The sequence below is a fragment of the Streptomyces sp. NPDC048171 genome, from assembly GCF_043202655.1.
Classification (GTDB): Bacteria; Actinomycetota; Actinomycetes; order Streptomycetales; family Streptomycetaceae; genus Streptomyces.
Window position 1 is genome coordinate 1 of the sequence record NZ_JBIDAU010000011.1, and the last position, 16097, is coordinate 16097.

The window sequence follows — 16097 nt, forward strand, 5'->3', positions numbered from 1 at the left end:
CACACCACCGCCACCGCACCCCGATCCCGCCCCACCACCTCCCCGAACAACCCCAACACCGACACACCCCCCACCACCACACCCGTGTCATTCCACTCGGAGATCACCTGATGGCGCTCCGCTGCCGAGAGCAGCTGCAAGCGGCCGACCGGCTCCGTGGGGGCAGCCTCAGTCAGCTGCTGCAGGGCGGTCAGGAAGCGGCGGGCGATGTCCTCGGCCGCTTCGGCGGTGTAGGTCTCGGGGTTCACGTCGACGGCGATCTCGAAGCCGGCGTCGGTCGAGCGGTCGTAGATGGAGATCTGGACGTCGTCGACCGGTCCGCTGGAGATGTTGTGGGCCGTCGCCGTGCAGTCTCCGAACGTGACCTGGTAGTCGAACGACATGACGTTGAGGATCGTGCCGAAGACGGGGCCCGATCCCACGCGGTGCAGGTCCTTGAGGATGTCCATCTGGTGGTAGCGCTGGTGCTTCAGCGAGGCACGGACGTTGCGCGAGGTGGCCCGCACGAGGTCGGCCAGCGTGGCGCGGGGGTCCAGTCTGGAGCGGACGGGGACGATGTTCGTGGTGGTACCCGGGATTCCGCGCAGGCGGTTGTTGGCGCGCCCGAGGACGGGGATCCCGAAGGTGAGATCGTCGGCTCCGGTGATCTGGTGCAGGCATGCGGCGCCGGCGGTGATCGCGAGTCCGGCCAGGCTGGTGCGGAGTCTCCGTGCGGACGACCTCATGCGGGCCGCCTGGTCGCGGTCGACCTCGACCAGGTGCCTGCGGCGCAGGAACCTGGCCCTGCGTACGGGCAGGCCGCTGACGGTGGCCGTGCGGGGGCAGTCGGCGAGCAGGTCGAGCCAGAAGCGCCGGTCCTCCTGGAATTCTTCCGACTGGCGGTATCTGCGGTCCTCCTCCAGGAGGAGTGCGGAGGACTCCAGGACATCGCCGGACTCGGCGGGGTCGTCGCCGGCGAGCAGGGCGGCGTAGATGTGCGACAGCCTGGCGACGAGCACGGTGGCGCTGAAGCCGTCGCCGACGAGGTGGTGGGCGCACATGTACCAGAAGTAGCGCCGCTCCTCGATGCGGAAGACCGCGTGGGTGGCGAGGGGGCCGTTCGCCACGTCGAGGGAGCGGTTCATGTCGGTGCGCATCCACTCGACCGCCGCCGCGGCGGGGTCGGCGGTGGAGGTGACGTCCATGACGTGGATGGGCAGGCGGTCCGGCGGCATCCTGTGTTGTCTGGCCTCCGTGCCGGTGGGGCGGAAGCAGGCGTGGAGGGAGTCGCATTCATCCAGGAGCCGGCGCAGTGCGGCGACGAATATCTCGACATTCAGGTCGCCCTGGATGTCGAGGTATTCGGCGATGTTGAAGATCGGGTCCACCGGTTCGAGTTGGAGTGCGTTCCAGATGGCGAGTTGCCCCGTCATCAGCTCCTGGCCGTTTTCCGCGTCATGGGACATGGCTGACCTGACCTCCTCGGCTTTCGACTGCCCGTGAGCGGCACAGGAGCCGGCTGCTCGGCCGGCTGACAACTCGTGGTGCGGAGCGGTGGAGCTAGTTGTTCTCCATGGCCTTGATCAGGCTGTTGGGACGGAGGTCGGTCCAGTTGGTCTCGATGAAGTCCATGCATTCCTGGCGGCTGGACTCACTGAGGATCACCTCCCAGCCGGCCGGTACGTCGATGAAGGCGGGCCACAGTGAGTGCTGGCCCTCGTCGTTGACGAGCACGAGGTAGGTGGCGTCCGGGTCCTCGAAGGGGTTGGTCATTTACGTTTTCCTCTCTGGCTGCTGACGGCATGGATGACGTAGACATGAAAGGACGTAAATTGGCGCGCGGTGACGGTCAGTCGTCGTGCTTTCGCAGGAATTCCAGGATGGCGGAGTTGATCTCTTCGGGGCGTTCCAGGTAGCCGAGGTGTCCGCAGGAGGGGATTTCGACGTAGTCGCAGTCCGGGATGGCGTCGGCGACTTCGGCGCCCAGGTGTGGTGGTGTGATGAGGTCGTCGGAGAAGGCGATGACCCGGCAGGGGACGGTGGTGTCGCGCAGGGCGGGTCGGCGGTCCTCTCCGGTGAGGCCGGCCCAGGACTGGCCGCCGCCCATGTGGCGGCCGCCGTCCGCGATCTGGAACGTGTCGAGCCAGAGGGAGATCACGTCGTCGTTGTCGAGGGTCTTCGGTGAGAACATCTCGAAGACCGTCGTGGCGGCGTAGTACTCGGGTGGCAGGGTGATGCCCGCGTCGGTGAGGGCGCGGTGTGCCATGGCGTGCGCGGTCCGGGCCTTGTCGGAGCGTGCCTTGGTGGCCATGAGGACGGCGCAGTGGACCAGGTGCGGCGAGGTGATCAGCAGTTCCTGGGCGATCAGGGCGCCCAGGGAGACGCCGACGATCCGGCAGGGTGCGAGGTCCAGTTTTTCGATCAGTCCTCGGGTGTCCTCGGCCAGGTCGGCGAGTGAGTACTTGCCGGGAGGGCTGTCGGACGGCGGGATTCCGCGGTTGTCGAAGGTGATGGCCTCGTAGCCCGCGCGTACCGCGGCGGGGGTCTGGTGGACGGTCCACACGCGTCCGGCGGCGCCGGAGCCCATGATGAAGAGCACCGGTGTGCCCGCGCCCTGGCGTTCGTAGGCGAGGCGGACACCGTTGGTCAGAAGCTGCGGCATGCCCGCACCGCTTCCAGCGTCGTCACCGCCGGCCGTTCGCAGGGTCGGTCGTGGTGTGGCCGTCTGTCCTGGTGCCGCCTTCGGCGGCGGGCCGGTTCTTCAGCGGTCTGTCGCGGTCGGCGTGCGTCGTCGTCGCGTACGGGTGGCATGGCCTGGCTCACGAGCGAGTAATCCTCCCCCATTACCTGCGCACACGGTGGGCTCGCGTCCGGGAGCCCACCCCGGGGAATACTGTCCTGCCGAACGGATCGGCGCAATACGTCGATCCGTTCGCCGCCCGAGGTCAGCGTCCTGGCCGGGCCAAGTTGGTTGAAGTGTTCAACTGGGGCGTGGCGCCACTTGAACGGCCGTGCCCGCGGGGGCGGTTGTCAGGCCTCGGGTCCGTTCGGGCGCTGTGCCTCGTGCTCGATGAAGTCGCCGAGTCGGTCGATGCCTTCCCTGATGTGATCCTCGGTCAGGTAGCTGGTGGAGAGGCGGATGCTGTGGTCGCCGCCGCCGTGGGGGTGGAAGTAGGACATGGGGGTCCAGATGACGCCGAAGTCCTGGGCCGACCGGGCGAGGGCCTCGTTGTCGGCGCGGAAGGGGACCCGCAGGGTCAGGAAGAAGCCGCCCTCGGGGCTGTTCCACCGGACTCCGGTCGCCTCGCGGACGCCTGGTGGGAAGCGTTGTTCGAGCCGGTGGAGGGTGGAGCGCATGGTGCCCCGGTAGTAGGCGGAGGTTTCCTTGTTGAGTTCGGCGACCTGTCCTTCGGCGGCCAGCAGCATGCCGGCCACGGCGGCCTGGCTGAGTGGGGACGTGTTGACGGTCACCATGCTCTTGATCTTGGCCAGTTCGTCGGCCAGGAGGCCGGTGCGGCCGTGTGCGTCGTGGACGGGCTGGTCGGCGACGGCGTAGCCGACGCGGGCGCCGGGGAAGAGCGTCTTGGAGAAGGATCCGAGGTGGACCACGCGGTGGCGGCGGTCGAGGGATTTGAGGGTGGGCAGGCGTGGGGCGCCGCTCACCAGCCGGTACGGGCTGTCCTCGAGGAGCAGGATGTCGTGGCGGTCGGCCAGGTCCAGCAGTTGGTGCCTGGTGGCCAGGGGCATGGTGGTGCCGGAGGGGTTGGAGTGGTCGGGTACGACGTAGAAGGCGCGGGGGCGGCGTCCGAGGGCTCGCTGGGCTTCCAGTGCGGCTTCCAGGTCGGCGGTGTTCAGGCCGCTCTCCTGTTCCTCGACCGCGATCAATTCGACGTCCAGGAGGCGGGCGGCGCCGGTGATGCCGACGTAGCAGGGGCTGGCCACGAGGAGTACGTCGTCGCGTCCGGCGATGAGGGCCCGTACGGCGAGGAGCATCGCCTCCTGGCAGCCGACGGTCACGACGATGGATTCCGGGGGGACGTCGATGTCCTCGTCGCGGCGCAGTGAGTCGGCGATCAGCTCACGGATGCGCCCGGCGGTCGGGCCGTACTGGAACATCGCGTCGCGGACGGATTCGGGTGAATTCCCGTTGTCCGAGAGGTGGTTCAGATATCGCTGGATGTGTTCGAATATCTGGCCGGTGTCGAAGAATCCGTCGTAGGGCCGGCCGGGGGCGAATGAGATGGCCTCCGGATATCGCAGGGTGATTTCGTTGAGGAAGTTCATCGTGTCCAGCGTCGGGTCGGAGACGCTGCCGTGCAGGTCGGCCCGGTGGAGGAAGGCCCCGCTCACGAAGGCCCCGTTCAAGCCGGATTCCGCGGGAATGGGCCGGGGCGGTGTCGCGGGTGGATTCTCGGTCGTCAACGTCACCCTCCTGGAGCGGGAAGCCGATGGCGGTGCGTTCGCGCGGACGCTAACAGCAGGCACCGGATGCCGCCACTGACGGGCAGGGGCTCCAACCTCCCTGTGTGTGTTGTCAGTCGGAGTCGCGGCGGGCGATACTCGGCTGGCACATCTGCCATGGAGGGTGGGTACGTCTCGTCGCCCATGACGGAGGAGGTACGCGCCCCATGCTTGGAGGCCCCGGGCCGATACGGCTGCGCCTCGGTGATTCGGTCACCCGCCAGCAGATCAAGCCCGGCACGCTGGGCCGGATCATTCCCTACGCGAAGCCGTACCGGTGGCGGCTGGGTCTTCTGATGTTCGTGACCGCGACCGACGCGGTCATCACGGTCGCCATGCCGTTGATCCTCAAGGTGATCATCGATGACGGTGTGATGCCGGGCCGGGTCTCGGTGGTGGTCACGCTGTCCCTGGCGATCGCCGGGCTGGCGGTGCTCGACGCGCTGGTGCTGTTCGTGCAGACCAGGTGCTCGGCCCAGATCAGTCAGGGGCTCATCTACGATCTGCGGACCGAGGTCTTCCGGCATGTGCAGCGGCAGCCGATGGCCTTCTTCACCCGCGCGCAGACCGGGTCCCTGGTCAGCCGGCTGAACACGGATGTCATCGGCGCCCAGCAGGCGGTGACGACGCTGTTGTCCCAGGCGGTGTCGACGCTGCTCACGCTGGTACTCGTCCTCGCTGCCATGCTGTATCTGTCCTGGCAGCTGACGCTGGCCGCGCTGGTGCTCATTCCGTTGTTCCTGCTGCCCGGCAAGGTGATCGGGAAGCGGCTGCAGCGGCTCACCAGGCAGCAGATGCAGCTGGACGCCGAGGCGGCCTCCATGATGAACGAGCGGTTCAACGTGTCGGGTGCGCTGCTCGTCAAGTTGTACGGGCGGCCGGAGGAGGAGTCCGGCCTCTTCGCGGACCGGGCCGGGAAGGTCCGGGACATCGCGACGGTCACGGCGGTGTACGCGCGTTCCTTCTTCATCCTGATGGGTCTGCTCACGTCGCTGACCACCGCCGTCATGTACGGGCTCGGGGGGAGCCTCGTCATCGACGGGGTGTTCCAGCTGGGCACCATGGTCGCGCTGGTCACTCTGCTGGCCCGGCTGTACGGGCCGGTGAACCAGTTGTCGAACATGCAGGTGAGTGTGTTGACGGCACTGGTGAGTTTCGACCGGGTGTTCGAGGTGCTGGACCTGGAGCCGATCATCAAGGAGCGTCCCGGGGCTCGCCCGCTGGCGCTCGCGTCGGACGCCGGCGCGCCGGAGATCGAGTTCGAGGGGGTGTCGTTCTCGTACCCGGCCGCCGACAAGGTCTCCCTGGCGTCGCTGGAGTCCATCGCGTCGGCGGTTCCCGAGCGTGCGGTCCCGGCGCAGGTGCTGGACCGGGTGAGCTTCCGGGCGCCCGCCGGCCGGCTGACGGCGCTGGTGGGGCGTTCGGGGTCGGGCAAGACGACGGTCACCCGGCTGGTGCCCCGGCTGTACGACCCCGATGTGGGGACGGTGCGCATCGGGGGTGAGGACGTCCGGGACCTGACGCTCGCCTCGTTGCGGGAGACGATCGGTGTGGTCAGTCAGGAGGCCCATCTGTTTCACGACACGATCCGGGCGAACCTGGCCTATGCCCGGCCGGACGCGACGGAGCGGGAGATCGTCGAGGTGTGCCGGGCGGCGCAGATCTGGGAGTTGGTGTCCTCGCTTGCGGAGGGTCTGGACACGGTGGTGGGTGATCGCGGCCATCGGCTCTCGGGTGGTGAGAAGCAGCGGATCGCCCTGGCCCGGCTGCTGCTGAAGTCCCCTGCGGTCGTGGTGCTGGACGAGGCGACGGCGCACCTGGACTCGGAGTCGGAGGCGGCCGTCCAGCGGGCGCTGGCGACCGCGCTGGAGGGCAGGACGTCGCTGGTGATCGCGCACCGGCTGTCCACGGTCCGCGACGCCTCCCAGATCCTGGTCATCGACGAGGGCCGGATCGCCGAGCGCGGGACGCATGAGGAGCTGCTCGCGGGCGGCGGGCTCTACGCGGAGGTGTACCGCACGCAGTTCGCCCCGCAGAAGTCGGCGGCGGCCGGGTCCTAGCCGGCCGCCGCGGTCTGCTTCCTACGGGGTCTCCTCGCGTTTCGGGATCTGCCAGGACAGCCCGTCGGGTGAGCCGACGAGTCCGCCGGGGAAGAGGGGTGTCTCGTCCTCGGCGTCGTCTCCCAGCAGGGCGTGGCTCTGGACCTGGCCGCCCTGTCGCATGGCGTTGCGGACCACTTCGGACCGGAAGAGGGGGACCATGGTCCCTCCGTCGTCCGCGGCGACCTGGTCGACGGCGCCGGAGAACTCCGCCGATCTCGAGCGGAGTTGGGCAGCGGTCGTCCGGCCGTCGGTGGTGAGTGCCGCCTCCCCGGAGGCGACTCCGCCGACGAGGTCGATGAACGACTCGAATTCCGCCGCCGAGCTGCCGGTGACCTTCTTCGCCCGCCAGAAGTACGACTCCTCGCTGACGTTCATGTCGTAGAAGGAGACGAGGAACTCGTAGAAGACGCTGTACTCGCGGCGGTAGCGGGCCTCGAACTCGCGGAAGGCGTCCTGCTCGCCGACCGTGCCGGCCAGGACGCTGTTGATGGAGCGGGCGGCGAGGAGCGCGCTGAACGTGGCGAGGTGGACGCCGGAGGAGAACACCGGGTCCACGAAGCAGGCGGCGTCGCCGACGAGGACCATTCCGGGACGCCAGTAGGACGTGGCCTGGTAGGAGTAGTCCTTGCGCACCCGCAGCCGCCCGTACTGGCCGGTGCGGACGCGTTCGGCGTCGGCGAGGTACTCCTTGACGAGGGGGCATTCGTCGATCAGGGCGCGCAGTGCCGCCTCGGGGTCTCCCTGGACCTTCTGCGCCATGTCGCGGCGTACGACGGCGCCGACGCTGGTCAGTTCGGGGCTCAGGGGGATGTACCAGAACCAGCCGCTCTTGAAGGCCGCGGAGAGGATGTTGCCGGAGTTGGGTTCCGGGAGTCGCTTGCCGCCGGTGAAGTAGCCGAAGAGGGCGAGGCTGCGGAAGAATTCCGAGTAGTTCCTGGTGCCGGCGACGTTAGTGAAGAGGCGGCTGGTGTTGCCGGAGGCGTCGATGACGTACCGGCTCGTGATCTCGTGCCGCTCGCCGGCCTCGTCGGTGTAGCCGACGCCGCTCACGCGTTCGCCGTCCTCCAGGACGCGGTCGACGGCGGAGCCCTCGCGGACGTCCACGCCGAGGTTGCGGGCGTGGTTGAGGAGGATGTGGTCGAACTTCGAGCGTTCGACCTGGTAGGCGAAGGAGGAGGGTCCCGCCATCCTGGGCGAGACCGAGAAGGAGAAGGTCCAGGGGTCGGGTCTCGCCCCCCAGCGGAAGGTGCCGCCGCGCTTCCTGGTGAAGCCGGCGGCGGCGAGTTCGTCCGCGACGCCCGTGAGGCGGCAGACTCCGTGCACCGTGGCCGGCAGCAGCGACTCGCCGATCTGGTACCTGGGGAACCTCTCCTTCTCCAGGAGCACCACCCGGTGTCCCCGCAGCGCGACGAGTGCGGCGGCGGTCGATCCTGCCGGACCGCCTCCCACCACGACGACGTCGGCTTCTTCCGTCCGTGCCCGTGTCTGCCCCATCACGGTCCTCCGCTCGTCTCAGGTGGCCGGTTCCGGGTCCGCGGCACGCTGTCGGTCGACCGCCTCGTAGAGGGCCTTGATGTTGTTGCTGCCGAAGGTGCGCCCGCCGCGCCGGTCGATCAGCTCGTAGAAGAGGGTGCCCCGGGGGTGCCGTGACTCGGTGAAGAGCTGGAGCAGCAGGCCCCAGTGGTCGCGGTCGGCGAGGATGCTGAGTTCGCGCAGCTCGTCCAGGGGCACGCCGAGGGCGCCGATCCGCTCGGGCAGCGCGTCGTAGTAGCGGGACGGTGTCGAAAGGAAGCGGACGCCTCGTTTCGTGCAGTCGCGTACGGCCTGAGCGATGTCTTCGGTGAGGAAAGCGATGTGCTGCACGCCGGCGCCGTCGTGGGCGCGGACGAATGCGTCGATCTGCCCCGGCTCCCGGGTGGTGTCCGGTTCGATAATGGTCAGGGTTATTTTTCCGGATTCACTCTGCACCACTTTGGAATCCATCGCCTGGGAACCGACGATGATGCGTTCCTCGAATGTCTGCGAGAATCCGAATATCGACTGGTAGTCGTGCACCGTGCGGTCCAGTTCGCCGGCGGGCACGCACACGGCGAGGTGGTCGATGGTCCGCAGCAGTCCCGGCGCGGTGGCCCCGGGGTGTTCCTCGACGAGGAGGCCGGGGGCGAAGGGGCCGGTGGGGTGCGTCCGCTCGACGAACCGCTGGACGACGTCGCCGAACCCGATCACCGAGGCGGTGGCGACGCGCGTTCCGTCGCCCTTGAGTTCGGTGGGGGGTTCGACGGCGGCCGCCCCGCGTTCCACGGCTTCGGTGAACGCCGCGTGGGCGTCGGGGGTCGTGACGGCGATGACGGCGACTCCGTCGCCGTGGCGCTCCACGTAGGCGGCCGCCGGGTGGTGCTCGTCCAGGGCCGTCGTCAGCAGGAGGCTGATCCCGTGCTGGCGCAGCAGCACCGACCGGCAGCCGGTCAGGCCGGTGTCGGGGCCGCCGCGACCGCATACCTGGAAGCCGAACGCGTCGCGGAGGAAGTGGGCCGAGTCGTCCACATCGGCCACATAGCATTCGAGATGATCGATCGCGCCAATATCCATGGGAACCCTCCGGTATCCGAATGGCGTCGGTGCACGCTACCTGAGGATCACTGCCGCTGGGAACGACGGCCGACGGGCGTAAAGTGAAATGCTCGGCTTTCGCTTCGATTTCCGGACGGGTGGCGGGCGTTGTCGAGATTGCACGCATTGACGGCCGGACGGCAGGTCAATACGCTGCGGATGTGTTTCCTGTTGCCGTCAGCGATGAAATGCTCCGCTCACTGCTCCGGGAGGCGGGGGAGGTGGAGGCGGACCTCGACGCCCATCTCGCGGCGGCGGGATTCGACGGCCTTCCGCGGCACGGGCCTTTCGTGCTGGGTGCCATGGCGTTCCGGGGCGGGGCGGCCGGGGACCTCAAGCGCGTGCTGGGGATCGGCGACCGGCAGGCCGGCGAGACCGTGGACGCGCTGACCACGCACGGGTACCTGGAGCTGCGGGTGGACCGGGCCGACCGTCGGCGGGTGCGGCTCGTCCTGACCGACCGCGGACGCGTCGCCGCCCTCTCGCTGTGGACGTTCCTCCGGACGGCGCGGTGGCGCCGGTTCGACTTCCGGCCCGGTGACATCGTCATCAGCACCCCCGCCAAGAGCGGCACCACGTGGATGCAGATGATCTGCGCCCTGCTGGTGCTGCGGACTCCGGACCTCCCGGCGCCGCTGCCTCAACTGTCGCCCTGGCTGGACGACATGGCGCGTCCGTGCGACGAGGTGTTCGCCGCGTTCACCGGTCAGTCGCACCGGCGGCTGATCAAGACCCATACGCCGTTGAGCGACGTCGTCACGGCGCCGGACGTCACCCATGTGGTCGTCGCCCGGCATCCGCTGGACACCGCGATCTCGCTGTACCACCAGAGCGGCAACCACGACCGGTCCGGCGGTGTGCCGGGGCCCGGGGGCCCGCGTCAGGAGCGGCAGGTGGCACCGCGGGAGTGGCTGGCCCGGTGGGTGGAGGAGGATCCCCCGCGTGAGGGGCAGCCGTCGTCCCTGCGGGGTGTGCTGTGGCATCTGTCGGACGCCTGGTCCCGCCGCGCCGACGGCGGGGTCGTCCTCTTCCACTACGAGGACCTGTCGGCCGACCTCTCGGGTGAGATGGCCCGCCTGGGGCGGCATCTCGGGGTCCCCACCGGGGGCGCCGGCTGGGACGATCTGGTGGCGGCCGCCTCGTTCGACCGGATGCGCGCGGCAGCGGACCGGATCCAGCCCCTGGGAACGACCCGTGACAACAGGGCCTTCTTCCGGCGGGGTGGGTCCGGGTCCGGCACCGCCCTGCTGACCGGCGACGAGCTGACGAGGTATCACGCCAGGGCGGCCGCACTGGCACCGCCCGACTTCCTCGCGTGGCTGCACCGCCGGTGAGCGGAGGTCACGGCCGCCGGGCGCGGGTCACGGCCAGTCGGTCGGGTCCGTCGAGTAACCCAGCTCCGACGCGAGGGACAGCACGTCGGGGCTGTTCAGGGCGTCCTTGAGGACGTCGTAGTTGCCGTACCACTTCGCGCGCCGGGGCAGCGTGAGGGCGTTCATGGGGGTCATCCCCCGCACCGCCGGGTCCAGCAGGGGGGCGCGGTCCGTGCCGAGCCAGCCCGCCAGCTCGTCGATGGCACGGGTGCGTTCGTGGGCGGTGCCGATCAGGTCCTCGTACTGGAGACGGAGGACGTCGATGTCCTTGTTCCGCGCCGCGAAGTCGAGGATGGCGGTGTGCGAGCAGCGCCACTGGGTGGCGCAGACCTCCTCCAGCGGGGATTGGGTGAGGTCCTGCCAGCCCGGCGGGAAGTCGAGCTTCCACCAGTCACGGCTCCACGGCCGTCCCGGTTCGGTGTATCCGGCGATGTTCAGCGGGGTGCCGACCCGGGCGTTGAAGAACCAGTGCGACAGCCATGCCTCGCGGTAGCTGCTGATCGCGGCGCCCGGGTTGCGGGTGAGGTGGACGATCCTCATACGGGCCCGAGGGAAGAACTCCCTGAGGGCACCCAGTTTGTAGACGTTGACCGGGGTCTTGGTGATGACCGTCCGGCTCTCCACCTCCTGCCGCGTCGCCCGCTTCCAGGGTTTGGGCAGGGCGAGGGGTGCGAATTCGAGGACGGTGTCGCCGTGCGGTCCGGCCGGCCGGGCCGCCTCGGGGAGGATGCCGTTGATCTCGGTCGCCGAGACGTCGGCGTAGTACGGGTTCACGCACCCGTACCGTGTCGTCAGCATCTTCAGCAGGGTGAGGCCGACCGCGCGGGTGGGATCGCCGCTGCCGTCGTCGAGGCCGCCGGGCGGTTGGTCCGCGAGCGCCTTCGCCAGCATGGATTCGACCTCGGCGAGGCTGAGCGGTGCCGTGGGCCACTGCACGATCCACCGCCACAGGACGTCCTGGGCGAACCGCGACCAGTCGATGGCGTCCCAGTCGCTCACCGGGTTGCCCACGTCGCTGCCCAGTTCGCTCTCGAGGAGGGCGACGTCTCCGGTGAGGCCGGAGAGCCGTTCGGAGTCGGCGCCGTTCTCCGGGTGGGTCCACCCGGCCAGGCGCAGGATGGGCTGCATCTCGGCCTGGAAGTGCAGGAGGTCCCCGGCGCCGCGGAGGAGTTCCGTCAGCAGTGTGGTGCCGCCCCGGAAGGGGGAGGCGATGACCACCAGGTCCCTGACCGCCGTCCTGAAGTCCTCGACCGGTGCCCGCACGGCGCGCAGTTCGTCCAGTCGGCGGCGTGCGGTGGCGACGACCGGATCGGGGGGACCGGCTCCCTCGTCCGTGCCTGCCGGTTCGGCCGGTTCGGGCTGCTGACTGCGCACCGCGTTCCTCCAGTTCTGCGCGCGGGTGGGCGCGCGTCGACGAAGACGTCTCGGCCGGCTCGTGGCCGTGCGGGACGGGTCATGTGGCTCGGCCGCCGAAGCGGGCCGCCTTGTCCCGCACGTCCTCCGCGTGCAGCCGCAGCGCCTGCCGCAGGGCGAACTCGGCGACGTAGGCGCGGAACACGTCGGGGGGTTCCTCGGCGAGGTTGAGCATGCTGCGGTTCGGGACGGCCGCCGGGGCGCGCAGCCGCTCGGCCGCCCGGTCGACGGCGGCGTCGATCTCGTCGGGTTCCACGACCTCGTCGATCAGCGCGCGGGCCTGGGGGGACGTGGCCCAGACGCGCCGTCCGCCCAGGATGACCTGGCGGGCGAGGCGCGATCCGGCGACGCGGCCGAGCCGCAGGTTCGACACGCCGGGGACGATGCCCTCGCGCGCGGCGGGGAGGCTGACGTAGGCGTCCGAGCCGGCGATCACGTGGTCGAGGACGAGCAGGAGCTGGCAGCCTCCCCCGATGGCGAAGGTGTCGACGGCGGCGATCCACGGCTTCTCCACCGTGGCCGACCGCCAGTCGTCGTCCCGCTCGACGAGCAGGCCCCGGACGAGCTTGCTGATGTAGCCGAGTTCGCGCCGCAGCAGGAAGTCGACCAGGGTTATCTCCCCGGCGTGCAGGCTCTTGAGGTTGATGCCGGCGCTGAAGACCCGTCGTCCGCGGTAGCGGGGGTGTGTCATGGTGCCGCCGCGCAGGACGCCGACCTCCACGTCCGGGTCGAGCAGGGCCAGGTCGACGGCGGTCTCCATGTCGTCGACCTGGCGGTTGTCCTCGGCGTTCAGGCAGTCGTCCCGGCACATGGTCAGGTGGGCCACGCCGTCCCGGCGCTCCAGAAGCACCGAGTGGGTCTCCACGACCCCGGTCCGGCGGAACTCCGGCAGCAGGGCCAGCGCGCGCTCGGTCGGACGGAGCATCGACGACAGCAGGTGCCGGCCGGCGTCCGGTGCGCGCAGGACGCCGCGCAGGAAGATGCCCTGGTCGATCTCGGTCGGCACCAGCGCGGGGAACGTCTTGGCCGTGTCGGCCATCAGCCGGTCGAGGCGCGGGTGCGCCGAGCGCCCGTCGGTGAGCCGGTCGTAGAGGGCCTCCGCGTGCCGGTCCATGATCTCGACCCGCAGTTTCCTGGCCCGGTCCGAGGTCGCGGACTCGTCGGTGAGCCCGGCCAGATCCCGGCGTACGTCCGCGTCGAGCCCGTCCGGCGCCTCGGGTGCTCCGGCCGTCATCGGCCCGCTCCCGCGGCGGCCTGGCGGAGCGTCCGGTCGCAGGCCGCCAGGTGGGCGCCGAGTGCGTCCTCGAAGCTGGTGGTGGCGGCGTCGTGCATCAGCTGCCGTCTGATGGCCAGTTCGCGGCCGGACCGGAGGCGGGCCGCCGTGACGGCCTCGGTCAGCGCGGGCAGGGGCGCGTCGACGAGGTCGTGGACGAGGTCGAGGGCCAGCGCTCGCGCCGCCGTGAGGGGCTGCCCGAACAGGACCGCGCGCCGCACGGCCGCGATGCCGGCCTGTTGGACGAGCCGGTGCAGCGCCATGCCCGGCCAGGTGGCCGCACCGCTCAGGGAGACCTCGAGGCGGGTGTCGGGGGTCGCGATGCGGTGGTCGGTGGCGAGAAGCGCGTCGAGGGCGGGGCCGCCGACCGCGCCGGAGGCGACCGCGATCGTGGTCGCGGGCAGCCGTTCGAGCCGTCGCAGTGCCCGTTCCCACTTGCTGACCAGGGCGACATCGGCCTCGGTCCGCATGCCGTCCGGTACGCCGGTGACGGCCACGGCGAGGAACCCGTCGCGCTCGGCGACGGCGCAGGCCTCTTCCACGGCGCGTACGGAGGCGGCCGTGAGGTGTGCGGAGCCGTCGATCTCCAGGTGGAAGCGCTCGCCGGTCACCATTGGATCAGCGCCGTCTCGATGGTGGAGCCGGGCCCCATGGTCATGAGGACGCCGTATTCGCCGGGGGTGGCCACCTGTTCCTCCAGGAGACGCTCGTAGGAGAACAGGAACGACCCGCTGGAGACGTTCCCGTAGTCGCGCAGGACTCCGGTGGTGTGCCGGACGGCGTGGCGGCTCAGGCCGAGGTTGACGACGACCGCGTCGATGACCTTCTTGCCGCCCGAGTGCACCAGCCAGTGGCTGATGTCGTCGCGGAGCAGGCCGGTTCCGGCCAGCAGGCGGTCGGTGACCTCTTCGGCGTGCGCGCCGATGACGTAGGGGATCTGCGGGTCGAGGAAGAAGCTGAACCTGCCCAGGTCCCGGTCCCAGTCGTACCGCATGGCGTCCACCGCGTCGGGGATGATGTGGCTGGCGAACCGGAGGATGCGCGGGCCGTCCGCGCCCGCGCCGGCCGGGTGTGCGGGGGACGCGGGTTCGCCGGCGATCAGCGCGACCGCCGCGGCTCCGTCGCCGAAGAGGCTGTTCACCACGGCCGTCCGCATGGTGGCGTCCATGGCGTAGGCGGCCGAGCACGCCTCCGAGCACAGGACCACGGCCAGTTCGCCTGGGTTGGCCACCGACCAGCCGGCGACCAGGTTGAGCGCGTTCAGGCCCGCGTTGCATCCCATCCCGACGATGTCGGAGCGGCTGCAGTCGCGGTCGATGCCCAGTTCACGGATGATCAGTGCGCTCAGCCCCGGGGTCAGGAATCCCGTCGAGGTGACGCAGCACAGATGACGTACGTCGGCGAGGCTCGCGCCGGCCCGCTTCAGGCAGGCTTCGAGGGCGCGGATTCCGGACTCCACGGCGTGGGTCCTGTGCTTGTCGAGCAGATCGCCCTGCTGCTCGCCGACGGGGCGGCCGTCGGCGCCGGGCGGGGGGAGTACCAGGTGACGTCGTTCGATGGCGCTGTTCAGGAAGACGCCTCTTGCCCTGGCGTCGGTGATCTCGAAGGTGTCCAGCACTTCCTGCTGCGAGTACGAGGTCGGCGGCACGGCCGTGCCCACGCCGACGATCCGGGCCCGGACGGTCATCGGAACGTCCACCCCCACATCCGACGCTTACTGCGGACAAGCCGCTTGACAGTCCAGCCGGACATCACCCACTCCTCTCTCCTTCTGTGCTCTTCGTTCTGACCAGTTCGGGGGGCACGGTGGCCACGGAGGCGGTGCCGGTGAGGGTCATGGCGTCGGTGAGTTCGTCGACCAGCAGGTCGAGGGTCCGTGCGACGCCCTCCTCGCCGTCGACGGCGAGTCCGTACAGCACGGGGCGGCCGAGGAGGACGGCGTCCGCGCCCATGGCACGGGCGACCAGGACGTCGGCGCCGCGGCGCACGCCCCCGTCGAGGAGGACGGGGCATGCGTCCCCCGCCGCGGCCGCGACTTCGGGCAGCGCGTCCAGGGACGCCGGTACGCCGTCGAGTTGGCGTCCGCCGTGGTTCGAGACGATGATTCCGTCCACCCCGGCGGTGACCGCGCGTGCCGCGTCCGCTGCGGTGAGGATCCCCTTGAGAACGACCGGCAGCCGGGTGACCGACCGCAGCCACTCGACCCAGCCCCAGTCCTGGGCCGGGTCGAACTGGGTCAGGGCGTGGCCCGCCGGGCTGTCGAAGCCGTCGCCGTCGAGGTTGGCGGGTCCGACGCCCGGGGGCAGCCGGAAGCCGTTGCGCAGGTCGCGCAGCCGCCGGCCGAGGCGAGGGGTGTCGACGGTGAGGACGACCGCTTCGAATCCGGCGTGCTCGGCACGTTCCACGAGCCGTCGGACGGTGGCGCGGTCGCGCAGGCAGTACGTCTGGAGCCAGAGCGGGGCGCCTGCCGCGGCGGCGAGGTCCTCGAAGGTGCGGCCGGCGAACATGCTGACGACGACGGGGACGCCGCGTCGCGCCGCGGCCCGGACGGTGGCGGTCTCGCCCTCGGGGTGCACCAGGGTGTGGTAGGCCATCGGCGCGACGGCCAGCGGAACCGCCCACGGGCGGTCGAGGATCTTGGTCTGGAGTTCCGGGGCGGTGACTCCGCTCAGTACCGTGGGCCGCAGCCGTACCCGGTCGAAGGCGGTGGTGTTGGCCAGTAGGGTGCGTTCCTCACCGGCGCCGCCGTCCAGGAAGTCCCAGACGGGTGGGTCCAGTCGTTCGCGCGCCAGTCGGGCGTAGTCGCCGAGCGAGAGCCGCATCAGATCCTTCCCCGATCAAAGCAGCACGCAGCGATTTCCTTGAGGGGCGCTTGAGTATCGCCTG

The 16097-nt window shown here is 70.1% G+C and carries 13 protein-coding genes; 2 read left to right on the forward strand and 11 right to left on the reverse strand.

Features of this window, described 5'->3' with window-relative positions; genetic code table 11:
• The 4 genes from ACGF3J_RS28995 to ACGF3J_RS29010 form a co-directional block, all read right to left on the reverse strand.
• Window positions 1-1445: condensation domain-containing protein (locus ACGF3J_RS28995; RefSeq protein ID WP_393855064.1), on the reverse strand; the 1445-nt coding region annotated here is incomplete at its 3' end.
• A 94-nt stretch (window positions 1446-1539) separates the two neighbouring features.
• Window positions 1540-1752, reverse strand: a complete 213-nt coding sequence (locus ACGF3J_RS29000) for an MbtH family protein (protein WP_361650539.1) — start codon at window positions 1750-1752, stop codon at window positions 1540-1542.
• A gap of 76 nt (window positions 1753-1828) precedes the next feature.
• Window positions 1829-2641 carry an alpha/beta fold hydrolase gene (locus ACGF3J_RS29005; protein ID WP_393855065.1) on the reverse strand — a complete coding sequence of 271 codons (813 nt, stop codon included), beginning with the start codon at window positions 2639-2641 and terminating at the stop codon, window positions 1829-1831.
• A 368-nt stretch (window positions 2642-3009) separates the two neighbouring features.
• Window positions 3010-4329: a PLP-dependent aminotransferase family protein gene (locus ACGF3J_RS29010; RefSeq protein ID WP_393855066.1), complete on the reverse strand. Its 1320-nt coding sequence runs from the start codon at window positions 4327-4329 to the stop codon at window positions 3010-3012.
• 278 nt (window positions 4330-4607) lie between these two features.
• Between ACGF3J_RS29010 and ACGF3J_RS29015 the strand changes: the two genes are divergently transcribed.
• Window positions 4608-6500, forward strand: a complete 1893-nt coding sequence (locus ACGF3J_RS29015; RefSeq protein ID WP_393855067.1) for an ABC transporter ATP-binding protein — start codon at window positions 4608-4610, stop codon at window positions 6498-6500.
• 21 nt (window positions 6501-6521) lie between these two features.
• Here the strand turns inward: ACGF3J_RS29015 and ACGF3J_RS29020 are convergent, their stop codons facing one another.
• Together ACGF3J_RS29020 and hppD are read right to left on the reverse strand one after the other, a co-directional pair.
• On the reverse strand, window positions 6522-8036 hold the full coding sequence (locus ACGF3J_RS29020) for a tryptophan 7-halogenase (RefSeq protein ID WP_161330792.1): 1515 nt from the start codon (window positions 8034-8036) through the stop codon (window positions 6522-6524).
• 18 nt (window positions 8037-8054) lie between these two features.
• Window positions 8055-9131, reverse strand: coding sequence for a 4-hydroxyphenylpyruvate dioxygenase (gene hppD, locus ACGF3J_RS29025; protein ID WP_393855068.1), 1077 nt, complete (start codon window positions 9129-9131; stop codon window positions 8055-8057).
• Between the two features lie 182 nt (window positions 9132-9313).
• Here hppD and ACGF3J_RS29030 point away from each other — a divergent pair, with 182 nt between their 5' ends.
• Window positions 9314-10486: a sulfotransferase domain-containing protein gene (locus ACGF3J_RS29030; RefSeq protein WP_393855069.1), complete on the forward strand. Its 1173-nt coding sequence runs from the start codon at window positions 9314-9316 to the stop codon at window positions 10484-10486.
• A 27-nt stretch (window positions 10487-10513) separates the two neighbouring features.
• On the opposite strand, the gene ACGF3J_RS29035 is transcribed toward ACGF3J_RS29030, so the two are convergent.
• The 5 genes from ACGF3J_RS29035 to ACGF3J_RS29055 all read right to left on the reverse strand — a co-directional run bounded on the left by ACGF3J_RS29035 (window position 10514) and on the right by ACGF3J_RS29055 (window position 16033).
• On the reverse strand, window positions 10514-11899 hold the full coding sequence (locus tag ACGF3J_RS29035; protein ID WP_393855070.1) for a sulfotransferase: 1386 nt from the start codon (window positions 11897-11899) through the stop codon (window positions 10514-10516).
• A gap of 79 nt (window positions 11900-11978) precedes the next feature.
• Window positions 11979-13172, reverse strand: a complete 1194-nt coding sequence (gene dpgC, locus ACGF3J_RS29040; RefSeq protein WP_393855071.1) for a (3,5-dihydroxyphenyl)acetyl-CoA 1,2-dioxygenase DpgC — start codon at window positions 13170-13172, stop codon at window positions 11979-11981.
• On the reverse strand, window positions 13169-13825 hold the full coding sequence (gene dpgB / locus ACGF3J_RS29045; RefSeq protein ID WP_161331148.1) for an enoyl-CoA-hydratase DpgB: 657 nt from the start codon (window positions 13823-13825) through the stop codon (window positions 13169-13171). Before dpgB ends, dpgC begins: the two co-directional genes overlap by 4 nt.
• On the reverse strand, window positions 13819-14898 hold the full coding sequence (dpgA, locus tag ACGF3J_RS29050) for a 3,5-dihydroxyphenylacetyl-CoA synthase DpgA (protein WP_393855072.1): 1080 nt from the start codon (window positions 14896-14898) through the stop codon (window positions 13819-13821). Before dpgA ends, dpgB begins: the two co-directional genes overlap by 7 nt.
• 64 nt (window positions 14899-14962) lie before the next feature.
• Window positions 14963-16033, reverse strand: a complete 1071-nt coding sequence (locus ACGF3J_RS29055; protein WP_393855073.1) for an alpha-hydroxy acid oxidase — start codon at window positions 16031-16033, stop codon at window positions 14963-14965.
• Between the last annotated feature and the right edge of the window lie 64 nt (window positions 16034-16097).